At 53.9% G+C, this 18,224-nt stretch carries 15 protein-coding genes and 2 pseudogenes; 11 read left to right on the top strand and 6 right to left on the bottom strand.

Annotated elements, in window-relative coordinates:
• Positions 1 to 181: 181 nt before the first annotated feature.
• Positions 182 to 898 carry a siderophore-interacting protein gene (locus tag K3T83_RS48320; RefSeq protein WP_220210312.1) on the top strand — a complete coding sequence of 239 codons (717 nt, stop codon included), beginning with the start codon at positions 182 to 184 and terminating at the stop codon, positions 896 to 898.
• A 13-nt stretch (positions 899 to 911) separates the two neighbouring features.
• Here K3T83_RS48320 and K3T83_RS48315 read toward each other — a convergent pair whose 3' ends face one another.
• Positions 912 to 1,775, bottom strand: a complete 864-nt coding sequence (locus K3T83_RS48315; protein WP_220210311.1) for an IclR family transcriptional regulator — start codon at positions 1,773 to 1,775, stop codon at positions 912 to 914.
• Between the two features lie 324 nt (positions 1,776 to 2,099).
• On the opposite strand from K3T83_RS48315, the gene K3T83_RS48310 reads away from it, so the two are divergent.
• Together K3T83_RS48310 and K3T83_RS48305 are read left to right on the top strand one after the other, a co-directional pair.
• Positions 2,100 to 3,530, top strand: coding sequence for an MFS transporter (locus tag K3T83_RS48310; RefSeq protein WP_373324754.1), 1,431 nt, complete (start codon positions 2,100 to 2,102; stop codon positions 3,528 to 3,530).
• Between the two features lie 45 nt (positions 3,531 to 3,575).
• Complete coding sequence (locus K3T83_RS48305; protein WP_220210309.1) at positions 3,576 to 5,180, top strand: class I adenylate-forming enzyme family protein; 1,605 nt, start codon at positions 3,576 to 3,578, stop codon at positions 5,178 to 5,180.
• Positions 5,181 to 5,216: 36 nt separating this feature from the next.
• On the opposite strand, the gene K3T83_RS48300 is transcribed toward K3T83_RS48305, so the two are convergent.
• Entirely contained in the window at positions 5,217 to 5,426 is a 210-nt protein-coding gene (locus K3T83_RS48300; protein WP_220210308.1) for a helix-hairpin-helix domain-containing protein, read from the bottom strand.
• 475 nt (positions 5,427 to 5,901) lie between these two features.
• On the opposite strand from K3T83_RS48300, the gene K3T83_RS48295 reads away from it, so the two are divergent.
• The 3 genes from K3T83_RS48295 (at position 5,902) to K3T83_RS48285 (ending at position 8,673) form a co-directional block, all read left to right on the top strand.
• Positions 5,902 to 7,194 (top strand): RNA-guided endonuclease InsQ/TnpB family protein, encoded by a 1,293-nt coding sequence (locus K3T83_RS48295; protein WP_236065236.1) that lies wholly within the window; start codon positions 5,902 to 5,904, stop codon positions 7,192 to 7,194.
• 73 nt (positions 7,195 to 7,267) lie between these two features.
• Positions 7,268 to 7,963: a helix-turn-helix transcriptional regulator gene (locus K3T83_RS48290; protein ID WP_220210307.1), complete on the top strand. Its 696-nt coding sequence runs from the start codon at positions 7,268 to 7,270 to the stop codon at positions 7,961 to 7,963.
• A gap of 122 nt (positions 7,964 to 8,085) precedes the next feature.
• Complete coding sequence (locus K3T83_RS48285) at positions 8,086 to 8,673, top strand: dihydrofolate reductase family protein (RefSeq protein WP_220210306.1); 588 nt, start codon at positions 8,086 to 8,088, stop codon at positions 8,671 to 8,673.
• Between the two features lie 4 nt (positions 8,674 to 8,677).
• On the opposite strand, the gene K3T83_RS48280 is transcribed toward K3T83_RS48285, so the two are convergent.
• Entirely contained in the window at positions 8,678 to 9,544 is an 867-nt protein-coding gene (locus tag K3T83_RS48280; RefSeq protein ID WP_220210305.1) for a tetratricopeptide repeat protein, read from the bottom strand.
• Positions 9,545 to 10,285: 741 nt separating this feature from the next.
• Here K3T83_RS48280 and K3T83_RS48275 point away from each other — a divergent pair.
• Positions 10,286 to 10,483 carry a YwbE family protein gene (locus tag K3T83_RS48275; protein WP_129885310.1) on the top strand — a complete coding sequence of 66 codons (198 nt, stop codon included), beginning with the start codon at positions 10,286 to 10,288 and terminating at the stop codon, positions 10,481 to 10,483.
• A 648-nt stretch (positions 10,484 to 11,131) separates the two neighbouring features.
• On the top strand, positions 11,132 to 11,986 hold the full coding sequence (locus tag K3T83_RS48270; protein WP_220210304.1) for a helix-turn-helix transcriptional regulator: 855 nt from the start codon (positions 11,132 to 11,134) through the stop codon (positions 11,984 to 11,986).
• 228 nt (positions 11,987 to 12,214) lie between these two features.
• Here K3T83_RS48270 and K3T83_RS48265 read toward each other — a convergent pair whose 3' ends face one another.
• Positions 12,215 to 12,661, bottom strand: coding sequence for a DUF6223 family protein (locus K3T83_RS48265; protein ID WP_220210303.1), 447 nt, complete (start codon positions 12,659 to 12,661; stop codon positions 12,215 to 12,217).
• A gap of 526 nt (positions 12,662 to 13,187) precedes the next feature.
• Here K3T83_RS48265 and K3T83_RS48260 point away from each other — a divergent pair.
• The 3 genes and pseudogenes from K3T83_RS48260 to K3T83_RS58815 form a co-directional block, all read left to right on the top strand.
• Complete coding sequence (locus tag K3T83_RS48260; protein WP_220210302.1) at positions 13,188 to 14,333, top strand: LacI family DNA-binding transcriptional regulator; 1,146 nt, start codon at positions 13,188 to 13,190, stop codon at positions 14,331 to 14,333.
• 777 nt (positions 14,334 to 15,110) lie between these two features.
• Positions 15,111 to 16,034, top strand: a pseudogene (locus tag K3T83_RS48255) (glycoside hydrolase family 16 protein); the annotation flags it as partial.
• 74 nt (positions 16,035 to 16,108) lie between these two features.
• Positions 16,109 to 16,309 (top strand): annotated as a pseudogene (locus tag K3T83_RS58815) (glycoside hydrolase family 64 protein); the annotation flags it as partial.
• Positions 16,310 to 16,403: 94 nt separating this feature from the next.
• Here the strand turns inward: K3T83_RS58815 and K3T83_RS48245 are convergent.
• Positions 16,404 to 16,865, bottom strand: a complete 462-nt coding sequence (locus K3T83_RS48245; protein ID WP_220210299.1) for a RidA family protein — start codon at positions 16,863 to 16,865, stop codon at positions 16,404 to 16,406.
• Between the two features lie 29 nt (positions 16,866 to 16,894).
• Entirely contained in the window at positions 16,895 to 18,004 is a 1,110-nt protein-coding gene (locus K3T83_RS48240) for an alanine racemase (protein WP_220210298.1), read from the bottom strand.
• Between the last annotated feature and the right edge of the window lie 220 nt (positions 18,005 to 18,224).

The raw sequence follows: 18,224 nt of genomic DNA, 5'->3' as shown, positions 1-18,224 counted from the left end.
GGAGAGTCAAGCGTCTACAGATCTCTCCTCCACAAATATTCTTTTCGTGACTTGACAAAAAAGCGATATATCGTTACAATGAAGCACATGCGATAACGATATATCGCTATCAAAAGAGACTTGCTCACGATTATATAGGACAATGGTTGATGTAATCTGTCAGGGAAAAGGAGATTCTCTCATGATACAACCACTCGTTCAAACCGCCAGACGTATACTCTTACGCCTAGGAAGCGTAATCGATGTACAGGATCTTACCCCTCGCATGCGCCACATTCGCCTCAGTGTTCCATCGCTCATCTCGTCGCAGTTGCCCCCCAGCCAGCATGTCCGTATCAACATCAAGGCCGATGGATTGACGCTAAGAACCTACTCCATCAGGCGTTTCAACAGCGAGGACGGCACAATTGACCTCTACGCGCTGCTACATGGTAAGGGACCGGGCAATCGATGGGCCAGCAACGTCCGCATAGGCGATCAGGTCGAGTTGTTAGGGCCAAAGTCCACGCTAGCCATCGTCCCCGAGGCACCTTACTATCTCTTTGCAGGAGAGGAGACGGCAGCGGTAGCCATCCACTCTATGCTGGAAGCACTGCCAGAACAGGCAACGGTGATGGGATATCTCGAAACCACGCAACCGGGCGAAGAAATCCCTTATACCAGCGCACACGCCCTTCCCTGGCTCTATCGCAATGACGCACCCGCCGCGACCTCTGCGACCCTTATCGAAGCCATTCGCACCTTAACGCTCCCCGACACTCCAGGTGTCGCTTATCTCGCGGGAGAAGCACGCACCTGTCAGGCTATCCGCGCCTACCTGCTGAAAGAAAAAAACTGGCCCAGAACGGCTATCCGCGTCAAGCCATTCTGGACCCCTGGGAAAACGGGCCTGGACTGATCCAGTCTATATATCATCGACCCTGTTTTTCCCATCCATTGTGAGCAGATTGTATAAACGCCTGCGAAATCGCCGCCGCTTCGGTTTGTAATTGCTGAGCCGTCAACTGAAGCGCGGCATCCTTCCAGCGCGAAGCGAAGCCAACGATCCAGAGCAGCGCTACCAGCACGCGACCAGGACCATAGATCGGGACGCAGACGGCGTTGACGCCATCAAGGTACTCCTCATAATCAAAGCCGATCCCTGTGCGGCTGACCTCCTCCACGCGTTCCAGGTAGTGCTGAGAATCGGTAAGCGAACGTGCGGTAAAGCGCGGCAGTGGAGAGGCATGCAAAAACGTGGTACGCTCCTCGACGGGCCAACTTGCGAGCACACATGCCCCCGTCGCCGCTGCCAGCAATGGTACACGCAACCCTCTTGGAGCCGCGATATGCAGAGCCTTCTCTTCATCCACCACATATTCAATAATCCTCACGCCCTTCTGCTCGATCCTGCCCAGACAGACCGTTTCCCCACTGCTTGTCGCCAACCGATGCATCGCAGGCATAGCGAGACGGCGCAACCTGGCACTATCCCCAACTCTATCCTGATAGCTCTGAGCCAGATCGTAAATACGTGAGCCGAGGACGAAACGACGCCTCTCCCCCGGCTCGATGGCCCCGATACTCTCCAGTGTCCTGAGCAGCCCATGAACGCTACCCTTGCTGGCATGCAGCGCTCGTGCCAGTTCCGAAAGGGTCAGCCCCTCTTCAGTTGTACTTAACAGGTCGAGCAGGCGAAACGCGCGTTCAACCATCGGCGCAGGCACATTTGCTGGCGCGGTGCTTGCTTCATCTCGCTCTTTTTGTTCATTTTGACGAACGAATTGTTCTTCCATACAAACACTATACGTACTTCACACCAAAAATGTCAAGCACTCTGCTCAAACTCTTGCATTACCGCTTTTCCTCTCGATCCAGCCTGCTGTAGCAAGTTCAACTCCTGGCAGATGGGCAGTTGAAATCAAAGAATACTTGACATCTGAGCGTTTATCATATACTTTGTATCTTAGATAGAACTTTTTGTTCAATCTGGCAAACCGGATGGTCGCAACGAGCCTCTTCTTGAAATGTGCGTCGTATTGCAGCATGACGCGCTCCCTCATTGGTGAGGCGAGCGTGTGAAAGGAGCAGTCATGGCATCCGAAGCAGGCGATACCCCCATTACAGGCGTGAGCAGCAGCAGAGCAGCAGCGCTCATCGCCCGACAGGACCGCATCCCTATCTGGTCGCTCTCCTATCTCTTTATCGGCATCATCGGGATTGGTTTTCTCTTCACGTTCTTCGACATCTTCGACATCAATGTATCATTCATCCAGACGTGCGAGCAACTGGTAGCTGGCTGCACGCCGCCAACATCCTCCAACTATCTCGGTCTGCCGCTCTTACTCAACCTCAGCGGCTACGTGGTTGGTGCGCTCATCCTGAGTCCGCTGGCTGACCGGTTCGGCAGACGAGACATGCTACTGGTAACGCTGATCATCACCGGCCTCGGCTCACTCTACAATGCCCTCGTCACAGATTATGTCAACTTTATTATCGCCCGCACAATTACCGGCATCGGAGTCGGGGCTGATCTGGCGCTGGTTGCGACCTACATTAGCGAGGTGGCCCCTAACAATGGTCGCGCCAAATATACCTCGCTCATCTTTATTATGTCCTCGCTTGGCAGCTTCTTAGGTATCTGGCTCGGCCTCATACTGACAACTCCCGCGACGCCATTCCCGTTCGGCCTGCCTTTTGCCGTTGCCGGACCATCTTTCGAAAGCGGTTGGCGCTGGATGTATGGCGTTGGCGCACTCCTGGCACTCGTCGGCATTCTGTTGCGCTTCCAGTTGCCCGAATCTCCGCGCTGGCTCATCACCCAGAACCGCATCGATCTGGCTGAAGAGATCGTAACTGAGATGGAACAGCGAGCGCTACGAAGAATCTCTGACCTGCCGCCTGTCGGTTCAGAGATCGCTCTCCATGAAGGCAAAGGCGCTTCGTATATGGATATTCTCCGCGATCCCGTCTATCTCCGGCGCACCATCATTCTCTTTCTCATGTGGTTCGTCTCCTTTATTACTGTGTATGGCATCGGTGCCGGTCTGACGGTTGTTCTTACCAGCCTGAAATATCTACCACCGGAGGCGGGACTGATCGCCGCTATCGGCACCTTTGGCTTTATAGCGGTGGCCGTCTTCGATTATTACTACGGCGAAATCCTCGAACGCAAATACTGGCTGCCCATTGCCGCAGTACTGACGATCATCGGCGGCCTGATTATCGCCCTGAGTGGAACCGGAAATCTGGCTGGCGCGGCTATCGGCTCCATCATTCTCTTTATTGGCTTCAATTTGTTCGTACCGATGTGCTGGGCCTGGTCCGCTGAAAACTATCCCACCAGGGCGCGTGCATCGGGATTTGCGCTGGTCGATGGCATCGGGCATCTTGGCGGCGGCGTCGGCATTCTGGTGATTGCCCCTCTCATTCCAAAGCTGGGACCGGTTATTACCTTCCTGGTCTTTGGTGGCTTCCTCGTCGTTGCCGCAGCTATCGCACAGCTTGGTACGGCGACGCGCGACCGACGACTGGATGAGGTTTCGCCATAAGTAGTGATACGTGAGCAGCAATTGCTCTCTGGTCAGGAGTCGTTCATGACTGATAGCTCTGCACATCTACAGATGGATCTGTTCCGTCCAGCGCTCTCCTATCCCAATCATCCATATGACGAGATCCTGACGCGTGCAGCCGAGCGCCATCCAGAACAGGTGGCGCTCCTCTTCAACGATGTCAATCTCTCGTATCGCGAGTTGGATGCGCTGGTCAACTCGTGCGCCCATGCCTTGCAAGAGCTGGGCATCCGTAAGGGGCAGATCGTATGCCTGTTCATGACCAATCGTCCCGAATACATTATTAGCTGGTTCGCCATTGCACGCATCGGCGCGGTGGTCACACCCATGAATCCCTCTTATAAGGAACGGGAAGTTGCCTATCAACTTGGCAATAGTGAGGCGGTGGCGATCATCGTGCAGGCGGGACTGCTGCCGCTCATCGAGGCCACGCGTGCCGATACACCCGCTCTAGAGCATATTATCGTCGTTGGACCAGCCCCTCAAGGTTCCACCACTCTTGCGTTCAGCGATCTGATTCGCTCCCACACGCCCACACCGCTGCTTCATACCGCATGGGCCTGGGATGATCTCTTGCTGCTTCCATATAGCAGCGGCACCACTGGTCTGCCAAAAGGGGTAATGCTTAGTCAGAAGAACCTTGTCTACAATGGGTATCAGTCGGTCGCGACTGCCCGCATTACGTCCCACGACCGTATGCTGGTCTTCGTACCGCTCTATCACATCTACGGAATCATGCTGATCGGTACAGCTACCCTCTCAGGGGCAACAATGGTGCTGATGGAGCGCTTTGATCCGTTGCGCTGTTTGCAATATGTTCACGAGCAGGGCATCACGCTGCTCTACGCCGTTCCCCAGGTATTGCCAACGTTGAGCGAGCATCCTCAGCTCGATAGATTTGATCTGCATACGATCCGCTATGTGCAGTGCGGGGCTGCCCCTGTTCCGCCAGCGCTGGCACATCGCTTCGAGGAGCGCACACATGTTCCGGTGATGACCTCGTATGGCCTGACCGAAGCCGCACCTGGCACACACTCCAACCCGGTCTATGATCCGCGCCTGATCAAAGTTGAGACTATCGGCCTGCCCATCCACGATACGGAGCAGAAGATCGTTGATATCGAGACGGGCGAGAGGGAGCTGGACGTCGGAGAGGAGGGAGAACTGATCGTCAAGGGGCCACAGGTCATGCTGGGCTACTGGAAAGATCCCGAGGCAAACGCTCAGACCGTGCGCGACGGCTGGCTCTATACTGGCGATATCGGGTGGCGCGATGCTGAGGGCTATGTAACCGTGACGGATCGTAAAAAGGAGTTGATTAAATATAAGGGCTTTAGCGTCGCCCCGGCGCAACTGGAGGCGCTGCTGCTAGAGCATCCCGCCGTCTCCGATGTAGCTGTGATCGCCAAATCCAACGCGGAGGCTGGCGAGATCCCTAAAGCATTTGTTGTGCTGAAGGCTGGCTACGAGGATACCAGCGCGGATGAGCTACTCGCATGGAGCAACGGCAAGCTCGCCACCTACAAAAACGTGCGCGAGGTCGAGTTTATCGACGCCATCCCACGCAACCCCTCTGGCAAGATCCTGCGCCGCATCCTCAAAGAGCAGGAGCGCCAACGACAGCAATAAGCCACCAGAGGAGGAGAGGCTTCACCCATTCCTCCTCTACTCATTGGCAAACGATAGCCCACGAGCAGCGAGAGCTTGCCGCAACTGCTCAAGCGCCTTCGATCCCATACCATGCAATCGCTTGATCTCACCCTCACTCACCCCGGTTAACTGCTCAAGTCGCCAGTAGCCAGCGCCATTAAGCGCTCGAAGTGCTGGTTGCGAGAGCTTCGGAAAGTCGCTTTCTCCCTGATTGTTCTGCTGCATTTATATTTTTCTCCAACTATCAATCATTAAACCTTTTTACCTCGTCAATCATCAATTGCCTGATAAGCCAGCGTCCAGAAATAGACGTTCAGCGGGCTGGAAGAAGCTCGACAGGATACGCTCGTTACCATTCTTGCCTCGTGAGAGCAGCATACGATAGTTGTGGGAATCACTATCTCCATTTTCCTATGCTTCAATAAGAATATATCAATATTACTAGATTGCACAGGGAAAAACTTCTTTGATCTTGCGTTCCCACAACCATCTAAGCGCAATAATAGTGGAGAAGCCTCCACTTGTAGGGTGTCCAGGCTTGCTTTATCCATTCGAGCCGTAAGCCCCTGCATTCATGCATGGGGATATGAGGCGCGTTCCTTGTGTGGAGGTGAGGAGTGGATACAGTGATACATTTCGATTGACAAAACCACCCTGGCGCTCTAGAATAGGAGAAGAGTAATGCAGGCAGGAGGAACAGGTGACAGGGACACAAGATTCATCCCCATCGAAAAAAGAGAAGAAGGCACGCGAACCCAAAGATCCCAACCTGCGCTGCAAGGCCTATAAGTTCAGGTTGTATCCCACAAAAAAGCAGGTGGGCAAGCTCGAATGGATGCTACGCCGCTGTAAAGAATTGTATAACGCCGCCCTGCAAGAACGTCGAGACGCCTACCGCATGTGTGGCGTCTCCGTCTCCTATCGGATGCAAGCCGATCAGTTGCCTGCTATCAAGCAATTGCGCGAAGAGTATCAAGACATCCATAGCCAGGTGCTTCAGGATGTGTTAAAGCGGCTCGATAAAGCTTTTGCCGCGTTCTTTCGGCGCGTGATCAATAGTGAAACCCCAGGTTTTCCGAGGTATAAAAGTGGGGACCGCTATCATAGCATCACCTATCCGCAGGGCGGGTTTGAGATTTTGTATGGCACCCGCTTGCATCTCTCCAAAATTGGTCACATCAAGATCAAGCTGCATCGAGCGATGAAGGGGAAGTTCAAGACCTGCACGGTCAAGCGCGAGGGCGAGCAGTGGTACGCCATCGTGACCTGTGAATATCTGCACGATGCCTCCATGACGTTTCATCTCTCTCTTGAAGAGGTGGGCGTGGATCTGGGGGTGAAAGTCTTCGCCATGCTTTCGACAGGTGAGGCAATAGAGAACCCGCGGCACGCGCGAGAAGAGGAAGCAAAGATTGCGGCAGCCCATCGCACGATCCACCGCCGTAAGAAGGGGAGCCACCGCCGCCATCGGGCCAAGAAAGCACTCGCAAGAGTGTCTCGCAAGGTGCGCAACCGGCGGCGAGACTTTCACCACAAAACCTCACGCAAACTGGTCGAGCAGTATCAGATCATTGTATTTGAAGACCTTCAGATCAAGAATCTGACGGCAACACCAACACCAAAACAGGACGAAGAAACTGGCGCGTACCTGCCCAATGGGGCAGCGGCCAAAGCCGGTCTCAACAAGTCGATTTTGGATGCAGGATGGGGCGGCTTTGTCCGGCTCTGTGTCAGCAAAGCGGAAGAGGCTGGCGGCACAGTGGTCAAAGTCGCACCCCATTTCACCACGCAGGTGTGTAGCGGCTGTGGCGTCGTGGTTCCCAAAGGCCTCTCAGTTCGCTGGCATAGCTGCCCAGAGTGTGGAGCGGAGCTAGATCGAGATCATAACGCCGCTCGCAATATCCTGCATCGCTATCAACAAGCAAAACCCATTGGGGCAGGAAGTGTCCCACAGAAGCCGGTCTCCTTGCGCGGAGAGGAACTCATTCTGTAGAAGCCCCCGCCTGAAGGCGTGGGGTGCTTCACACTGACACATATAAATCGTTCGGGTAGGAAGGAACAGTAGTATGACCATTCTCTTCGAAGAAAGAACATCGGACTCGCTCTATGTGGCGCTGGTTCAACGCGGCAGAACCGCACAGGATGGGAAAGTGCTGCGTCCAGCTGAGAGCCACTGGCATATGGTTCTGCTGCACTATAAAGGCGAAACCAGATTTCTGGTCGTTGGACCCTGGACGACAACGGGCGTTCTCTCTTATTCCGAAGGTGCTGAACTGCTCTGGATTAAACTCAAGCCTGGCACATTTCTGCCTCATCTTCCCGCCCGCTATATCCTGAATAAAGAGACTCCGCTCCCACAAGCGACGAATAGCACCTTCTGGCTACATAGCTCGGCGTGGCAATTTCCCGATTACGACAATGTGGAAACATTTATAGAGCGATTGGCACGTCAGGAGGCACTGGTCTGCGATCCGGTGGTGAGCGCAGCATTAGAGGATCAGCCACAAACGCTCTCCCCTCGCACGATACGGCACCGCTTCTTGCAAGCAACCGGAATGACGCAGAGCCATATTCGTCAGATCGACCGTGCCAGACGAGCAGAAACACTCTTGCAGCAGGGCATGTCTATCCTCGATACAGTATACGAAGCAGGCTATTTCGATCAACCGCACCTCACCAGAGCGCTCAAGCAGTGGATCGGTTATACACCTGCACAGATTATCCGTAAGTATCAACCCGGATATGTTGAGGCAACCGAATAAGGTTTCATGCCCTGCTTGCCATTCTATACAAGACGTACTCTCTCAATTGAGGTATCCTATCCCTGTACCCACGACCTTCAATCAAGAGAGAAAACATAAAGACGGTTTGGAAGAAAAATATAATGGGAAAAGTTATTACCAACATCAGCATGTCGCTGGATGGATTTATCGCCGGTCCACAGGACGATGTGCAACAGCTTTTCAAGTGGTACTTCGGTGGGACAGAAGCATTTGAGGTACAGGGCGGAAGAATGACGCTCAAGGTCTCGCCAGAGAGCGCCAGATTGCTTGCGGAATCGATAGCAACGACAGGTGCGATGGTGGCAGGCCGCAGAATGTTCGACCTCGCTGGTGCCTGGGGCGGCAATCCTCCCTTTGCCCCCTGTTTCATTCTGACCCATAACGCCGCTCAGGAATGGGTCAAGGAAGGATCACCGTTTACGTTTGTGACTGATGGCATCGAAAGCGCCGTTGCTCAGGCCAAAACAGCCGCTGGCGATAAAAACGTCGCTATTGCCACTGCGACCACCACACAACAATGCATCAAAGCCGGGTTGCTCGACGAAATTCACATCGATCTCGTTCCGGTCCTGCTCGGCGATGGCGTCCGCCTGTTCGAGCATCTAGGAAGCTCAGCAATTGAGCTGGAACAGATCAAGGTCGTAGAGGCTCCCGGAGTCACGCATCTCGGCTTCCGCGTCCTCAAGTGAGCGCTCATAGTTTCCTGAGATCGGGTACATCTGCCACAAGCGCAGGATAACCGATCTCTTTAGCGAGCGCCGTCGCCTGCTGCATATGTAGTTGTGCGTTGGCTGTTTCTCCCCGCGCCAGATAGATATTTCTCAACAGGAGATGATCTAAAGGCAGATACGGCTTAAATCCAGCCTCTTCTCGTAGAGCAAGCGCTTGCTGACCATACATGAGCGCCTGATCTAGATCGCCCTGCATCAGCGTGTGCAGAGCCAGATGGCGAGCGGGTTCGACCTTTTCGTAGCGATAGTTATACTGCTCAGCAATCTGGCTGGCCTTCCTGTAATGCTCTACTGCCTGCTCATTCTGTCCCCAGCGCTCGTGAATGCTACCGATCTCAAAATGAGATTGGCTGATCCCCCTGGTATCGTTGAGCACCTCGCGCAATTGGAGCGCCTGTTGATGATACACAAACGCATCAGCAAACTTCCCCTCCTCTTGAGGGCTATTTACTGGTTGGCTGCTCTTCAGTAATTGTGTAATAGTGGCAAAGTAGTGAGTCTGCCCAAGCAGATTCAAGGCATCAGCAATGAGCAACTGATCCCCCAGTTCGTCGGCGCTCTCTTTGGCCTGTTGAGCGATGACAAACAGCAGGTCAGGCTCACCATGTCCCAGCAGATGATCAACAACGAGAAGCTGCCCATACAACAGCAACAACTTGAGGCGATCCCGCCGCGCAACCTCCTCAGCATCCAGCATTGGCTGTGATGCCTGCGTGATCCGCAGAGCAGCAGCCAACCGCCCACGATACAGATAGGTATGCACGATCTCATAGAGCGCATCAAGCATCGTCGTATACGTGTACGTCATACTATTATCAATTCGCTGCATTCTATTTCTCCTCTTTATAGATGTAGACACATATTGTCTTGTGAGAGAAGTATGCCAGCGTTTTCCATCTGGAACCAGATACAAGCTTATTCTGGTATAATTTGTAATTGGATATGTATTGCCCCCACAGGCGAGGACCAGCCATCGCCCCTGCCATATTCGACCACATCTCCGAGGAGTTCATGGAAGAGGTTTTTTCTGTAAGCTCAGCCGCGAGCATCTGCGTGATGGAGGTTTCGTGCAGAGGCTCTCGAATTGCTCTATAAGCCGTTTCTAGCGGTAAACATGGTTATATCTCTTCTGATAGCGCCCCTCAAAATACCCCTATTTTTGGAGACTCTCGCAAATGCTTGTTTGAGGCCGTGTGTGGTGCTATACTAGAAGGGTGGTAGTCTAAATGGCTGGCGTGATCCGTCTGGATTTGTAACCCCACGAAGGCCGGATCGCTCTGGCATCCGCGAGAAAGTCTAAAGGGTGTCACTTTCCGTCTGGATTTGTAACTCTATTCCAAACACTTGCTGGTCAGTACGCGCTACAGTCTAAATGGCTGGCACCCTCCGTGAGGATTTGAAACAAAAACGGATGTGTAGAGAACTAACCTCTATACATCCGTTTTTGTTTGTGATATATCTGTTGAGGAAAGATGGAAACGCGTGTAGTAAACATCAGGAAACACGTGAAATCCGCTCCGGGAAAAGAGACATCCACTCACCAGGGATGACAGTAGAAAGCGTAACAAACATGCCAGATGGACGCATCCGTCAAAATATACGTTCCGGAATCACCGTGTCAATCGTCCTCAAGCAAGACCAGCGAACAGGAAAACTGACCCGAGGAATCGTCAAGGACATTTTGACGAACTCGGCTTCTCACCCACATGGGATCAAGGTACGGCTGGTCGATGGACAGGTTGGGCGTGTACAGAAAATCGAGGAGTAGTATGCCACATAAGGCTGACCTCGCTCCATTTCCCTAGATTTACTCTGGGGGGGAGTATTTTCGGGCAATCGTGCAAGAATTTGGGTAAGGCGTATATAATAGAGGGTATTGTCGAGATTGTCCGAAACGAGGGGATTTTTATGTCGCTACTTTGTACTTTAGGACTGCACCATTATAAATGGGAATATGACTCCTCTGCTGCATGTGAGCAAACAGGATATTGTCGTCGTCCTGACTGTCATAAAATGGCTAAGCGGATTCATCATCAGTATGGAGCGTGGGAGTATGTATCTCCAACTGATTGTATTCTACAGCGTGTTTGCGAACGGAACGCAGAACATGTGGTAAAAAAGCGAATGCCATCACATGTATGGGGGAAACCAGCTTACGTACAGGATGGTGATTGTGAGAGAATAGCGACTTGTCTGAGGAATCCAGAACATAAGCGATCTTCAGTGGACCATATATGGGGACCACCAGTGCGAGAAGCCAATTGCGTGACGAAGAAGTATTGTCGAAGATGTCCTTCTGGCGTAGCTTTTCTTGGTATACAGCATGATTTCCTTCCGACCGAAATGATCAATGAGCGTAGAATACGACGGTGCCGTTATTGCTCACACCGGGAGATAGTAAAAGATTGATGGAAGAATGAACGGTCAAGAACGACGTGCGGAACTGGCACAATTTTTGCGCACACGCCGCGAACGCATCTCACCAGGGCAGGTGGGGTTGCCAGCGAGCAGGCGGCGCAGAACCCCGGGATTGCGCAGAGAGGAACTGGCACAGCTTGCGGGTGTAGGCGCGACGTGGTACACCTGGCTGGAACAGGGACGCGCGATTACCGCCTCGGAACAGATGCTCGAAAGCCTGGCTCGCGCTCTGCAATTGGATGCCGATGAGCGCACCTATCTCTTCGTCCTCGCACGCCAGCAGGTGCCTGCCGATCCATTGCCGCTCACCACAAGCATTGATCCCGCGCTCCAACTCATTCTCGATACGATGGGCATCTATCCGGCACTGATCCTGAACACGCACTGGGATATTCTGGCCTGGAATCAGGCAGCATGCCAGGTATTGACCGATTTTAATATTATGACGTTCCGCCAACGCCACGTACTCTGGATGCTCTTTACCGATCAACGCTACCGCTCTATGCTTGTCGATTGGGAAGAAGATACCCAGCGCTTCCTCGCGCTCTTCCGTGCCAGCACGCAACGCTTGATTGGCGAACCCTGGCTCACCGAACTGATCCACGATCTGCAAGAGGCCAGCCCCGAATTCCGCGAATGGTGGTCCCATCACGATGTCCGTAATGTCCAGTCGGGACACAAGCGGCTCCAGCATCCTCTGGCTGGCGAACTGACGCTGCAAGCCAAGACCTTCCAGATTGCCGATCAGCCCGACCTCCACATGGTCGTCTATACCCCGGTCCCTGACACAATGACAGCCACTCGCTTGCAAAATCTGGGTATCTGGAATCTAGCGCATTTGCGTGAGGGATAAAATGAGTCATCTGACGCCATCTATCGCACTCCTTCCTCATTGTTCGGCCATATGCCGGAGAACAAGTTCACAAAGGAGGGCCAGTTCATCCCCCATGACGGGGCTTTCCTGGCCCGGTTTGTGTAAATTTCTCCGGCGAGCTAATAGGCCATAACGACAACGAACACGAGAAGCGTTGCGAAAACCAGTCCAACTGTCAGCATGTCCTGGTCATAAACTATTCCTCCTCTAGCTGGTACGGCGGGATCGGCCCAGGGCCAGTCCACCGATGACCAGGGCGATCAGCCCCAGCACCAACGCCATGGCACCACCGACTACTCCGTTGCCAGTGCCGGGACCACCATTGGCGAGGGCCAAAACCAGTCCGCCATTGACTGCGGCGATGAGCCCCACCACCAGGGCCACGATGACTCCAAGTCGCCCGGAGGCGGGGCCAAAACGACTGGCGGGACGACCCAGGACCAACCCACCGATGACCAGGGCGATCAGCCCCAGCACAGCGGCCGCGCCAGCCCAGAGTCGCTGGGTGGTCGGGCCGTAAACCGTTTCGATGGCCGGCCCGGAAAGGTGCACGGCCACCAGTACGGCGTACACAAGCCCCCCGAACACAGCGACTCCAACCAGGAGGGCGAGAATAAAGGTGAAGATTCGTTTCACAGATTTCGTGTTTTGCATATGATTGATTCCTTCTTAATTATGATTCTAGCGCTTTTCGACTTTCAATGCTTTATCCAAAGCATCAATGACTGATCAACAAAAAGATCAAGGTATTTGGGAACGGACTGGCTCATCTAGATCTTCTATCGGACAAGCGCACCAGTCGTCAACGGGTTGACCGCTTTGGCAAGCTGATTCTCATGGTTGCACATCCTTTTTCTATTAATCTTATTTGAAGCAATTTGGTTTAAGAAAACTATACCCAAGTGTGGTTGAAAAGTCAAGAGAGGATCTACGGAATGAAGGGGTCAGTGTGGATTCGACCTGCAAGGGTATCGCTATATCCACACTGATAAGAACTGCCGAGGTCACAGCATCAACCTAGAAAAACACGCCAGGTTCCAGATACCCATCTGGAATCTCAAATATCTCCCTACAGTCCCCTGATTAAAGACAACAACATGATATACTGATAACGGCTGCACTATTCATACTATAGGAAATTTCATTGCGCTATTGCATATGAGATGGAGAAAATACACCTATGCCCAGGAAGCTCACGATCCAGGATATTGCACGTCTGGCAGGCGTTTCGCGCTCAACGGTATCTCGCGTCCTGAACAAAAAACCGGATGTTGATGATGCAACCCGTGAGCGGGTTCTGCGCGTCATTGAAGAACATGGTTTTATTCCCGATCAGTCGGCAACTCGTCTGGCAGGAGGACGCAGCAAGATCATCGGCGTGATCGCGCCCTCCGTCTCCTGGCCGCTCATTCCGACTACGATTCAGGGCGTTCTCGTCCCTGTTGGTCATTGGCCAACCATTCCTGAGATTATGCGCGGCATTACTGATGCGCTCGGCAAGACGCCCTACGAGCTGTTGCTCTATAGCATCGATCAACAGCGCGACCATCGCGAAATCATCCAGCGCATCCTGGCAACGCAATTGCTCTCAGGTCTGCTCGTCGTCTTACCTGGACAGGCCTCTCCCTACCTGCTGACCCTCCACGAGCAAGGGCTACCGGTGGTTATTATCGACGATCAGGGCAATCCCGAATCTATTCCCTGGGTGGGCATCAACAATTATCAGGGAGCCTACCGCGCCGTTCGCCACCTGATCCGACAGGGATACCGGCGCATCGGACACATTCGCGGCCTCTACGCCTGCTCAGAAGAACGCTATCAGGGCTATTGCGACGCCCTGCACGAGGGCAATATCCCCCTCGATCCAGCATTGATCGAGCAGGGAGACTTCACCGTCTCGTCCGGGCAGGAGTGCGCCAATCGGCTCCTCGCCTTGCCCGAACCGCCGAGCGCAATCTTTGCTGGTAACGATCAGATGGCTATTGGTGTTCTTGCAGCCGCCGAAGTGCGCGGATTGCAGGTTCCAGACGAGCTAGCGGTGGTTGGCTTCGACGATATTCCTTTCTCCGCCCATCTCCGTCCCTCGCTCACTACTGTTCGGCAACCGCTGGTCGAAATGGGCCAGAAAGCGGTCGAACTGCTCCTCTCGCTGATCCACCAGGAAGTGCGCCCACTTGATCCTCGACTGGCCCAATTCACGCCGTCCGCACCACAAACAGAGCGACCCACACGTATCTATCTGGAAACCGATTTCATTATTCGCGAATCCTGCGGGGCGACTGCCGCTCGTCTCGCTCCATCAGATACGTTACATAGCGAGCGATAGGACTTTTTATCTCCTCGCTTGCTCGTTCCCTTGACAGACGCTCTTTCCTCAAGTACACTTATGGTAACGGTTTCGGGATCGCTCCCGGAAATATCAGAGCAGTGTAGCAACTGCATAAGAGGTCTTGCAGGCAGTGGAAGCGTGCGTGACCACAAGCAATGGGAGAATAGAGACACTTCAACGAGAAGCTTGTAAGCCTTTTCTCCCGCGCTTGCAATCTCTTTCGCCTGTATCCTTTACAATGTCGGAAAGGAGCATGCTATGTCACCTATTCAACAGGCAGCAAGGATCGCACCTGATCCTCAGTATTCCCACAACAGTCATTCCCGCCGCTTTCACTCACCTTTTTCGTATCGACGCAATCACGCTCGCAAGAATTTGCTTTTCATGTCGTAGTGGAGCGATTTATCGCGGTCTTCTGCTTTCCCGCGATAAATCGCTCCACTACGACATACATTGGCATCATTTGCTCGATACATGCCCTTTATTTTTAAGCTATTCATGCATTCGGTGTGGAGGGGAACTTTATTCGAGAAAGGAGGTGGCTGCTTTCACATAGCAGTATTCAGGTCTACCAGCGTACGTCCTCCTGTCAGTATGACGATTGTACTGGACCTATAGTGCAATAAGGATGTACAGGGTATCTCTGTCTCACTCTGTTGCCTTGCTTCTGAGGGACCAGATCGAGGCAACGGAGAGACATGATAGCCATCACTATCTATCATAGGAGAAGCATACATGCAACGTAGAACCTGCTTTGCACTACTCGCTCTGGCGATGGTGCTTGCCTTGACAGCTTTTGTCGGCTTGAATGGACAAATCCCGCAAGCGAAGGCTGCCACCTGGACACAGATCTGGAACGATGAATTTAATGGTTCGTCTGGAACGGGCGTCAGCACCTCCAACTGGCTCTATGACACAGGAACAAGCTATTCAGGAGGTGCGGCCAACTGGGGAACAGGCGAAGTGGAGACAATGACGAATAGCACCGCCAACGTCTATCAGGACGGCTCCGGCCACCTCGCTATCAAACCGATCCGTAGTTCCAGTGGTGCCTGGACCTCCGGGCGCATCGAGACTCAATCAACCAGCTTTGCGGCCCCCGCCGGTGGCGAACTCGCGGTTGAGGCCTCCATCCAACAACCCAACATCTCGGGAGCAGCGGCAGCCGGTTACTGGCCCGCCTTCTGGATGCTGGGAGCAGCGGCTCGACCGGTCGGCGCGACTAACTGGCCCGGCATCGGCGAAGTTGATATTATGGAAGATATCAATGGCCTCAGTTCCGAGTTTGGCACGCTGCATTGTGGCACCAATCCGAATGGTCCTTGTAAGGAAACAACCGGCCTTAGTAGTGGACAGCACGCATGCTCCGGCTGTCAGACGGCATTTCACACTTATCGCGTAGAGATTGACCGCAGCGTCTCTCCTGAACAGATCCGCTGGTATCTCGACGGCAACAACTTCTTCACCGTCAGCGCCAACCAGGTTGATGCGACCACCTGGGCCAATGCGGTCGATCACGGCTTCTTTATCATCCTGAACGTCGCAATGGGGGTGGCTTCCCGGCGGCCTTCGGTGGCGGTCCGACCTCCTCCACTGCTTCCGGCGTCCCAATGCTGGTAGACTATGTGCGCGCCTACACTTCGGGCGGCTCCGGCGGCACGACGCCAACACCAACCCCAACCTCCGGCGGGAGCTGCACTGGCACCTTCACACAAGGCGTCGTCAGCGCTAGCAGCACATCAGCGCTCCCCTGGTTCAAGCCCTGCGGCTGGACGGCTGGCTATGTGATCCTGCACTACATCACACCCAACGTCTCGCAACAAAACGTGTACATGACCTACAATAGCGGCAACGCTCGCTGGGAGTACACCGTCAGCAACATCAATGCGGGACAAGTTCTGCAATATCAGTTCACCTATCAGCAGAATGGTCTGCAATATGATACCGGCTGGTATAGCTGGACCCATCCCTAAAGCATTCCCCTTCTGACAGGATGGTGGCTCCGAGAGGGTCGAGGTCTTGGAGCCACCATCCCAATACAGGCCTTCACCCTCCCTTAGCGGGGTCTTATGAGCGAACCTCGACGATCATCTCAATTTCGACTGGCGCGCCAAAGGGCAATTCCGCGACACCGATTGCGGCCCGTGCATGCTTTCCGGCCTCACCAAAGATCTCCTCTAACAGTGCAGACGCACCATTAATCACTGCTGGCTGTTGTGTGAAGCCCTCGGCAGAGGCAACATAGCCGTTGACCTTGACGATACGCGCAATGGCATCGAGCGAACCAGTCAGACTACGCACTTCGGCCAGGCAATTGAGCAGACAGAGCCGCGCTCCCTCCTGCCCCTGCTCCAACGATATCTCGCGCCCAAGCTTGCCCTGCATTGTGAGCTTGCCCGCGATGCTTGGTGTCTGACCGGAGGCGTAGACAAGATTCCCGGTCCTGACCGCTGGCACATAGCTAAAGGCCGGACGCGGCAACTCGGGAACTGTTAAACCCAGTTCTTTTACTCGTGCTTCAAATGACATATTCATCACATCCTTACCATAAATAATCACTACTGCCGCTTACCACGTGCAACAACCGGCCATACATCCTGCACCACACCATCCTGCACCACAAGCACCTCGTCGGAGAGATTGACCGTTGTGCAGACATGGTTGGGGTAAAAAGCAAGCTTCTCGCCGATCTCCGGGGCAAAGCCGTCCGCTAACTGTACAATCCCGTGCTCCTCGCTCATCCTCACAACGACGCCTCGCCCGTCAGTCGTCGCGCCATAGCCTGCCAATCCAGCATTTGCGGGAATAACATCGCCACAAAAGACCTTCGAGCCTGCATCGATGACCGCCATGTCGGGTGCCGGACGGCTGACCACGCTTGCCAGTATCGACAGGGAGATTTCCTGTGCGGAACTCGTGCCAACCTGCGTAGTCATGCGATCAAAAAAGACGTAAGTGCCGGGCCTGACCTCCGTAATGCCAGGCACTCTCGCCGCCGCAAAACCGGTTGGCGTGGAACCGACGCTCACCGCTTTTATCGGTATGCCAGCTGCGCGCAACTGCTCGGCCAGCGCGACCATCAGCTGCCCCTCCTGCTCTCCCAGCACGCGCGCATCTTTAGAGGGTGCCCCGGCAAACATGGTGCTACGAAAGGTGAAAATACCGTCCAGTTGCAGACCTGGTGCCGCCAGCGCGAGACGACAGAGCGCCTCGGCAGCTTCGGGTACAACGCCGGTTCGCTTGAGTCCCGAATCAATCTCGACACGCACAAAGATCGTTGCGCCAGCCTCAACAGCCGCATCGGAGAGCTGCCTGATCCCCTGCTCGCTCTCGACACCGACGATCAGATGGCAACGCCGGGCCAGTTGAGCGGCGTGACGCGCCTTCTCGCGTCCAACGACGGGATAAGCAATGAAAATATCGTTGACTCCGGCCTCTACAAAAACTTCAGCCTCGCTCAACTTTGCCGCTGTCACGCCTCCCGCTCCAGCCTTGAGCTGCTTCTCGGTGATCTGCAAGGTTTTGTGCGTTTTGATATGCGGTCGCAACCGCACGCCTGCCTCCGCTGCTGCCCGAGCATAACGCCGAATGTTTGCATCCAGCTTCTCCAGATCGACCAGCAGGGCCGGAGTATCCACATCCGCAATAACACTCCCGATAACAGACATTCTCTTTTCTCCTTGTCGTTCACTCGTGATAGCGCTTCGTAGTCGAGCGATTTATCGCGCATGGGCAGGATTCCGCGATAAATCGCTCGACTACGAAGCGCTATCATATAGAGACATGCCAATGCACTATAACATATGTTTTTCGTAAGGGTCAAATCACGCAGCCGCCTGCCAACTCCCTCGCCCGATGACATACGCGCTGCAACCATTGGTTCGCTTG

The sequence above is a fragment of the Reticulibacter mediterranei genome (assembly GCF_016587455.1).
Note: the sequence above shows the minus strand (reverse complement) of the source record. Positions and strands in the feature narration are given on the sequence as shown.

Bases quoted from the DNA above. Each gene is read 5' to 3' on its own strand.
- K3T83_RS48320 (WP_220210312.1), top strand. From the start codon at position 182: ATGATACAACCACTCGTTCAAACCGCCAGACGTATACTCTTACGCCTA.
- K3T83_RS48315 (WP_220210311.1), bottom strand. From the start codon at position 1,775: ATGGAAGAACAATTCGTTCGTCAAAATGAACAAAAAGAGCGAGATGAA.
- K3T83_RS48305 (WP_220210309.1), top strand. From the start codon at position 3,576: ATGACTGATAGCTCTGCACATCTACAGATGGATCTGTTCCGTCCAGCG.
- K3T83_RS48300 (WP_220210308.1), bottom strand. From the start codon at position 5,426: ATGCAGCAGAACAATCAGGGAGAAAGCGACTTTCCGAAGCTCTCGCAA.
- K3T83_RS48290 (WP_220210307.1), top strand. From the start codon at position 7,268: ATGACCATTCTCTTCGAAGAAAGAACATCGGACTCGCTCTATGTGGCG.
- K3T83_RS48285 (WP_220210306.1), top strand. From the start codon at position 8,086: ATGGGAAAAGTTATTACCAACATCAGCATGTCGCTGGATGGATTTATC.
- K3T83_RS48280 (WP_220210305.1), bottom strand. From the start codon at position 9,544: ATGCAGCGAATTGATAATAGTATGACGTACACGTATACGACGATGCTT.
- K3T83_RS48275 (WP_129885310.1), top strand. From the start codon at position 10,286: ATGCCAGATGGACGCATCCGTCAAAATATACGTTCCGGAATCACCGTG.
- K3T83_RS48270 (WP_220210304.1), top strand. From the start codon at position 11,132: ATGAACGGTCAAGAACGACGTGCGGAACTGGCACAATTTTTGCGCACA.
- K3T83_RS48265 (WP_220210303.1), bottom strand. From the start codon at position 12,661: ATGCAAAACACGAAATCTGTGAAACGAATCTTCACCTTTATTCTCGCC.
- K3T83_RS48260 (WP_220210302.1), top strand. From the start codon at position 13,188: ATGCCCAGGAAGCTCACGATCCAGGATATTGCACGTCTGGCAGGCGTT.
- K3T83_RS48245 (WP_220210299.1), bottom strand. From the start codon at position 16,865: ATGTCATTTGAAGCACGAGTAAAAGAACTGGGTTTAACAGTTCCCGAG.
- K3T83_RS48240 (WP_220210298.1), bottom strand. From the start codon at position 18,004: ATGTCTGTTATCGGGAGTGTTATTGCGGATGTGGATACTCCGGCCCTG.